The organism is Bradyrhizobium sp. 142 (genome assembly GCF_023074015.1).
Classification (GTDB): Bacteria; Pseudomonadota; Alphaproteobacteria; order Rhizobiales; family Xanthobacteraceae; genus Bradyrhizobium.
This window is the reverse complement of the sequence record NZ_JADPKQ010000395.1, coordinates 1-6,436: the sequence shown is the minus strand read 5'-3', so window position 1 is coordinate 6,436 and position 6,436 is coordinate 1. Positions and strand designations below refer to the sequence as shown.

Here is a 6,436-nt window from a genome sequence, read left to right as displayed (position 1 = left end):
GGCCTTGCCCTTGCGAATGATCTCCGTCGAGGGCTCGAACACGCTGAAGAGCTTGTCCTCTGTCCGCGTGTTGCCCTGGAAGATGCGTTGCCGGGTCTGAAGAGCCGTCAACGTTTCAATTTCCTCCTCGGTCATCGCCAGCCTTGCCGCCACTTCGCCATGATGCCACTCCTCGTTCAGCCAATCGCAAACGAGGAATCCCTCAACACATCAACCGTTCCATCACAGCCGATTTCATGGAATCGGTCGTCTAGATCCATACCTCGTGGCGCCTAGCGTTTCCCCCGAGTTCGCGTCGCGGCTTACGCCGAGTTTATTCCCAGAGCGAGTGGCGCGCAGTGCCGCTACCTACCAAGACGCGGGGTCGTGGGTATTCGGCGTACCTGCTATTCGGGAGTAATAGACACGAAACTTAATATAGCTTCCGCACCGCGCATTCTGTGGCGCGTTATTTCAAAGTCTTCGTAGGGGGTTCCGGGCAGCGCGTAGACTTTGAGGTTGTCGTAGATCTTACGTGCGGCAACACGCGAGACGGTTCTTCCGGTGTTGATCTTTGTCGCCAGAGCTTCCGGACTATCGCAGCCCTCTCTGACTGCTCCGCCTAAAGTCGCCAAGACTGTAGGCAGTGGTTGTGAAGTATCCCCGCTGCTTTTTGCACGCGCCATCAGCAATTGCGCCGGGAGGCCCGCAAGAAAGGCGAGGTCAGGGATTACGCGCGAGGCGAAATGACGTGCGTATTCGCATTTGCCTAAGCGGTCTGGCCGCCCAAGATGCGTTGCTTCAATCGTGCAAAGTGGAGCACCCGTCATCCACAGCGGAAGGAGCTTCGTAATAGCGGCCAATGCTTGGACCGATCGTTGTTTGTCGTCAGGAAGCTTCTTATACTTCTCACCGAAGAGGCCTTCGAGACTTTCAGGCCGGACCATATCCATCAGAATGATGGGTTTCGTCGCCAACCATGCGAGCAGCGCGGTGATGACATCCAGGGATGTACCGTCTAAATGGCCTTTATCCGCAAGTTCGAGGATTTCTTGCAGTATCCTATCGCGCGACAATCTGGATGAGACGAGGCAGCCGAGCGGATGGATAATTGACGCTGGCCGCGGTCTTGGCAAGGCTTTGATTGACGCGGAGCGTCAATCAGTCTTCGGCCTTTTCCGTTTCCTTGGTTGTCGCGTGGGTTGGTGGCCGGCCGCGACCGCGCTTTCGATCGAGGGCCTCGCGGCGACGATAGCTTTCGACATTCATCTCCAGGATCGTTGCGTGATGGACAAGGCGATCGATGGCGGCGAGGGTCATAGCTTGGTCGGGGAAGATCTTGCCCCATTCGCCAAATGGCTGATTGGCGGTGATCAGCATGGATCTCCGCTCATAACGTGCGGCGATCAACTCGAACAACACGCTGGTTTCGGCTTGATCCTTGGTGACGTAGGCGATGTCGTCGAGGATGAGCAGATCGTAGCGGTCGAGCTTGGCGATCGCGCTTTCGAGTGCCAGTTCGCGACGAGCGACTTGGAGCTGTTGCACCAGATCGGTGGTGCGGGCAAACAGCACGCGCCATCCACTCTCGACCAAAGCGAGCCCGAGCGCTGCCGACAAATGGCTCTTGCCGCCGCCAGGCGGGCCGAACAGCAGGATATTGGCGCCCTTCTCCAACCAGGCATCGCCGGACGCCAGCGCCATCACCTGCGCCTTCGAGACCATTGGCACGGCCTCGAAGTCGAAGCTGGCGAGCGTCTTGCCGGCAGGCAGCCGCGCCTCGATGAGATGCCGCTCGAAGCGGCGGCGGCCACGGTCGGCCATCTCGTGCTCGGCGAGCGCCGCGAGGAAGCGGGCCGCCGGCCAACCCTCCTTGTCGGATTGCTCGGCGAGCTTGGCCCACATCAGCCTGATGCTCGGCAGGCGCAACTCATGCAACAGGAGTTCGACGCGGGCGGCATCAACAACAGGGTTGGTCGTCGTCATGCCACAGCCTCCCGGTTGGAGGTCGGGCTGACGGCGCGGACGGCCGCGAGTTCGTCGTAGCTGCTGAGTGTGACGAACGCCACGTTGATCGCCGGTACGGATGCCGGATTTGGAGCGAACCGTTCACGCAACAATGCCAAATCTGGCAATCGACCCACAACCAATTCGGCGTCGATCAATTCTGCCAGTTCGGCTTCGCAGCCGCGATCGTGTGCGAGCGCCAGCAACTCGACGGTCGACTTGCAGGCGCGCTTGTCGCCCAGGCTCTGGTGCAATGCCTCGAAGGCTCGTGCATAGGCCGGACGCGGGAACAACTGATCGCGGTAGACCAGATTGTTGAGCGCCATCGGCTTCTTGCGCAGCGCGTGGATCACATGATGATAATCGACGACGTGACCGCCCTTGCTCTCCGATACCGGCCGGCCCCGCCGCAGCGTCATCATCGGCGTTGCGCCGAGGAAGCACTCGAGCCGGTCATCATAAACATGCACGCGCAGGCGATGGCCGATCAGCCGTGACGGCGCGGTGTAGAAGACGCGGCGCAGGATGAAGCCGCCGCTCGACGTGACGGTGACGATCTTCTCCTCGTAATCGGCCGTCCGGCGCCTGGGTAGCGCAGTGAGCGCTGGTCGCTCCAACTCGATCCGCTTGCGATTGTTGGCATTGCGTCGGCCAACGATCTCGTCGACGAAGCGGCGATATCCGTCCAGGTGATCGAAGTCGCGGCTGCCGCGCAGCAGCAGTGCATCCTGCAGCGCCTTCTTGAGATGCCCATGCGAACTCTCAATGGAGCCATTCTCGTGCGCAACACCGAGGTTGTTACGGCTCGGTATCATGTCGTAGTGACGCATCAGTTCCTGATAGCGCAGCGTCAGATCTGCCTCCGCGTCGCGGTCCAAGTTGCGGAATGCCGCCGAGAGACTATCACTACGATGCTCGCGCGGCGCTCCCCCCAGCACCCACAGCGCATTCTGCAAACCCTCAGCCAGCGCGACAAAACTCTCGCCGCCGAGCACGACATGGGCATGCTCGAAGCCCGAGAAGGCGAGCCGGAAGTGGTATAGCCGATGTCCCAGCACGACGCCGGCGACGGTGATGCCGAGTACGCTCGTGTCGGTGAAGTCGGACAAGCCCAGCCGGCCAGGCTCGTGCTCTTGACGGAAGATCACATCCTGCTCGGGGCCGACCAGCGCTCGCCATGTGCGCATGCGCCGTTCAAGCGTGCGTCGAATGCCGGCGCGGATCTGCGGATGGCGCCGCCGAATCTCATCGAGCACCGCAATGGCCCGAATGCCGGGAGCCGACTTCAGGATCGGCACGATCTCGCTGTCCCAAACCTCGGCCAATGGGTCCGGCCGCCGCCGGCCACGCGGCGCTTTCTTATGCGAGGGCAGCCGCGGATCATCCTCAATGCGGTAGCCGGTTGCCCGGCTGAAGCCGGACTTGGCGGCAGCAACGGCGGCATCTTTGCTATGTCGGTAAATCATATACAGCCTCATCTGGTGGTCGGTGATGTGAAGGCCGGGCAATGGCTGATCCCTCAATTATGAGACGAATCAGACACTTGACCCGGTCGCTCACGACCGCCAGACCGCGCTGCTCCCCCTGGGGAAAAGTGCGCCGCCGGGGCTGGACGAACTGCGCTCGGGCTACGCCCTCGCTCCGTCCGTCCAGCCCCGGCGCATTCTCATCCAGATTGACGCTGCCGTCTCACCTTGATTGTCGCGCGGCAAGTATCCCGACGGACAAGCCCGTGGCGCCCCCCACTTGCTCTATCCATTTCCCTTCCTCAGGTAGATCAGTCTTCGTTCGGGCTGCGAGTGCGGTCGTCAGCCTGCCTTTGACCCAGGCCAGGTCTCCAGCAGCTTTGGCGCGGAAAACCGCAAATGAGCGGTTAAGCATAACTGCCGCCGGGTCGTTTTCGTCACTCGTGCCAATAGATACCGGTAACTTGCCCAAGAGATATGCGGCTGTACCAGTTTTCGTAGTGCCGTTCTGAATTTGATCGAGAACGCAGGTCAGCGGGTCGTCGATGACTAAGCATTGATCTGCCTGTTCGAAGATTGCTTGTAACTGCATCCAATGACCGTTGATCTTGTTTCCCTCGTCGTCGAGATCGATAACCTTGCTGGGAACAAGGAGCACAAACCCTTGGGCACCTTCGCCGGCTCGACCTGCGCGGCCAGCCGCGTTGAGCAGCTCGTGTGCCTCAAGCTTTTTCATCTTATCTGCGCCGTGGTCAAACCGACTGTCGCCAGAAATGATTACAACTTCACTAGGTAGATTCATTCCCTGCGCCAGAGTCGAGGTTGCGAAAAGGACATCAATGCCATCGCGCCGTTTGAAAAGCGATTCGTGCAAATCCCGCTCTTCTCTCGACAACAGCGAGTGATGGCTCGCAGCACCGGTTTTCAAGAAGCCATCGCTATCCAGCTGTAGGTAACAGTACTCAGCGCCCCCCATCTCATCGACTACTAAGGTTCGCCAAGCAGATTCTTCTTCTGTCAAAGTAACAGGACGCGCCGAGATCCTATCGGGAAAGCCTTTGACCCAGCTTTCGCAGAACACAGTTGTCTGCAGAAAGACCAGCGTTTTCATGCCTGATGTCCGCTCTGGCCTCCATCTAGCACCACTATGCAACGCCGAGTGGGTGGTCTACGCCAAGAGGCCGTTCGGCGGACCCGAAGCCGTGCTCGCCTACCTCTCGCGCTATACCCATCGCGTCGCCATCTCCAACAGCCGATTGGTCGCACTCGGCGACAAAGGCGTGACCTTCCGATGGAAGAACTATCGTGCTGAGGGACGCGAACGACAGAAGATCATGACCCTGGCCACCGGCGAGTTCATCTGCCGCTTCCTCATCCACGTGCTGCCATCCCGCTTCCACCGCATCGGCCACTTACGGCCTGTTTGCCAAAAGCGCTTGCGCCGACAACATCGCACGCGCCCGTGAGCTGCTCGCCGTTGCAAAATCTGAAGGCCAGCCTGCCGCAACCACCGTCGATCTCAACAAACCGAGTTGTCCATGCTGCGGCGGTCGCATGATCGTCATCGAGGTCTTCGAGCGCGGTGCAACGCCACGGCATCGGCCGACAGGTCCAACGAACGTCATCAGGATCGACACCTCATGAGCCCGTCACAATCCCGCAAATCTCGTCATCGCACTCGCCGGCCTCCGACCGGCCACGGCAGAGCACGCTCAGATATCCAGCCCTCGTCTCAAATCATCCGACAGTTCATCATGTCCGACGCGATCCGCCGCCGATTCATCAGCCGCTTCACCCTCGGCCAACTTGCCGGGGCGGCTCGATCCCGATCACAAATCCCTCCCGCGGCTCTCAAATCGCCATAGCAGCTGCGGCACGGCCTTCGTTCCCTCAAGCGCGGTTTCCTTGTATGGGGCTTTTTTTGTCAAGGAGTTCTTTTGTCTTTCGTCAGTTTCTTTGTTCGATCTCAAAGCCCGTTTCTTCGTCCCGACCCGCGGCTCGCTGACGTCGTCGCGCGCAGGAGCTGTCAAGGTTGGCCGTCGCGCCAACCGTGCGGCATGCTCCGGGCTTGCCAGGCCATACCTTGACAGCTTCGAGCACGACGGCACCGCTCGGTGCGATCGGGATGACGATCAGAGGGGAGCCCGCTTGCGGGGCGCGGATCAGTCGCGCCACAACCTTGTATTCGGTGGGTCCAAGGACCCAAACCATGATGCAGTCATGCGCATCGGCAGCGAAGCTCCGAAGCGGCGGACCCATTCTCCCTTTCGGCATTGAAAGCCAAGGAAACACTTCAGTGACCTCTGTTCATTATGCCGGCCGCAGAACGACGCCGTCCGGCACCACGCCCTCCCGCACGAGACGCCACAGGGCGATTAGTAGCTTGCGCGCCAAGGCCACGATCATGGTCTTGCGCGTGCCGCGGGCGCTCTCGGTGCGGGTTCGAAACCACTGCGCCAAGGTGCTGTCCTTCTGGAACATGAGAAATCGCCACGCCAATTGGATCATGCCTCGTCGAACCCGAGCGTTGCCGGAACGGGTCAGCCCTTTCTCCCGGCGTTTTCTGCCGCTCTCGTCGGGCGAGCCCGTGAGGCCGGCGTAACGCGCGATCGCCCGTCGGTCGCGCATGCTTCGCGACAGGACCTCCTGCACCAGCATGTCGGCCGTCTCGACACCAACCCCGATCACCCGCGCCAACAGGCGCACCATGGCGTGTGGTCCATCACTGGGCGCTTGCTTGAGACGCTCCAGCCGAGCGTCCTCGATCTGCCTGATCTGATCACGGACGAGCCGCCGGCGCGCCATGTCGCGACGCAGCTCAGCCAGGGTGTTGGGCGGGATCGGCTCGCCCTCGGGGGTGCGCAAGCCGTCAAGGCGTTCGGCGGCCTTCTTCAGCTTGGGATTGAAGCCGCGGATGCCAAGCCGGATCAACGTTGCTTTCATTCGGTTGACGATCCGACTTTGCTCGCCGACGAGGCTCTCGT

5 protein-coding genes and 1 pseudogene are annotated in these 6,436 nt (G+C 60.7%); 1 reads left to right on the top strand and 5 read right to left on the bottom strand.

What is annotated here, in order from left to right; genetic code table 11:
• Positions 1–386 precede the first annotated feature (386 nt).
• From IVA82_RS36575 to IVA82_RS36560, 4 genes are all read right to left on the bottom strand, one after another.
• Positions 387–1,055 carry a hypothetical protein gene (locus tag IVA82_RS36575; RefSeq protein WP_247385907.1) on the bottom strand — a complete coding sequence of 223 codons (669 nt, stop codon included), beginning with the start codon at positions 1,053–1,055 and terminating at the stop codon, positions 387–389.
• A gap of 85 nt (positions 1,056–1,140) precedes the next feature.
• Complete coding sequence (gene istB / locus IVA82_RS36570) at positions 1,141–1,965, bottom strand: IS21-like element helper ATPase IstB (protein ID WP_247385906.1); 825 nt, start codon at positions 1,963–1,965, stop codon at positions 1,141–1,143.
• Positions 1,962–3,464 (bottom strand): IS21 family transposase, encoded by a 1,503-nt coding sequence (gene istA / locus IVA82_RS36565; protein ID WP_247385905.1) that lies wholly within the window; start codon positions 3,462–3,464, stop codon positions 1,962–1,964. Before istA ends, istB begins: the two co-directional genes overlap by 4 nt.
• Positions 3,465–3,675: 211 nt before the next feature.
• Positions 3,676–4,563, bottom strand: coding sequence for a helicase-related protein (locus tag IVA82_RS36560; RefSeq protein WP_247385903.1), 888 nt, complete (start codon positions 4,561–4,563; stop codon positions 3,676–3,678).
• On the opposite strand from IVA82_RS36560, the pseudogene IVA82_RS36555 reads away from it, so the two are divergent.
• A pseudogene (locus tag IVA82_RS36555) lies at positions 4,493–5,096 on the top strand (transposase). The gene IVA82_RS36560 and the pseudogene IVA82_RS36555 overlap by 71 nt on opposite strands.
• A gap of 666 nt (positions 5,097–5,762) precedes the next feature.
• Here IVA82_RS36555 and IVA82_RS36550 read toward each other — a convergent pair.
• Positions 5,763–6,436 (bottom strand): transposase (locus IVA82_RS36550; protein ID WP_247493788.1); only part of this gene is annotated, 674 nt, incomplete at its 5' end.

What these genes read in the sequence shown, in the direction of transcription:
- istB (WP_247385906.1), bottom strand. Translation starts at nt 1,965, where the DNA reads ATGACGACGACCAACCCTGTTGTTGATGCCGCCCGCGTCGAACTCCTG.
- istA (WP_247385905.1), bottom strand. Translation starts at nt 3,464, where the DNA reads ATGAGGCTGTATATGATTTACCGACATAGCAAAGATGCCGCCGTTGCT.
- IVA82_RS36560 (WP_247385903.1), bottom strand. Translation starts at nt 4,563, where the DNA reads ATGAAAACGCTGGTCTTTCTGCAGACAACTGTGTTCTGCGAAAGCTGG.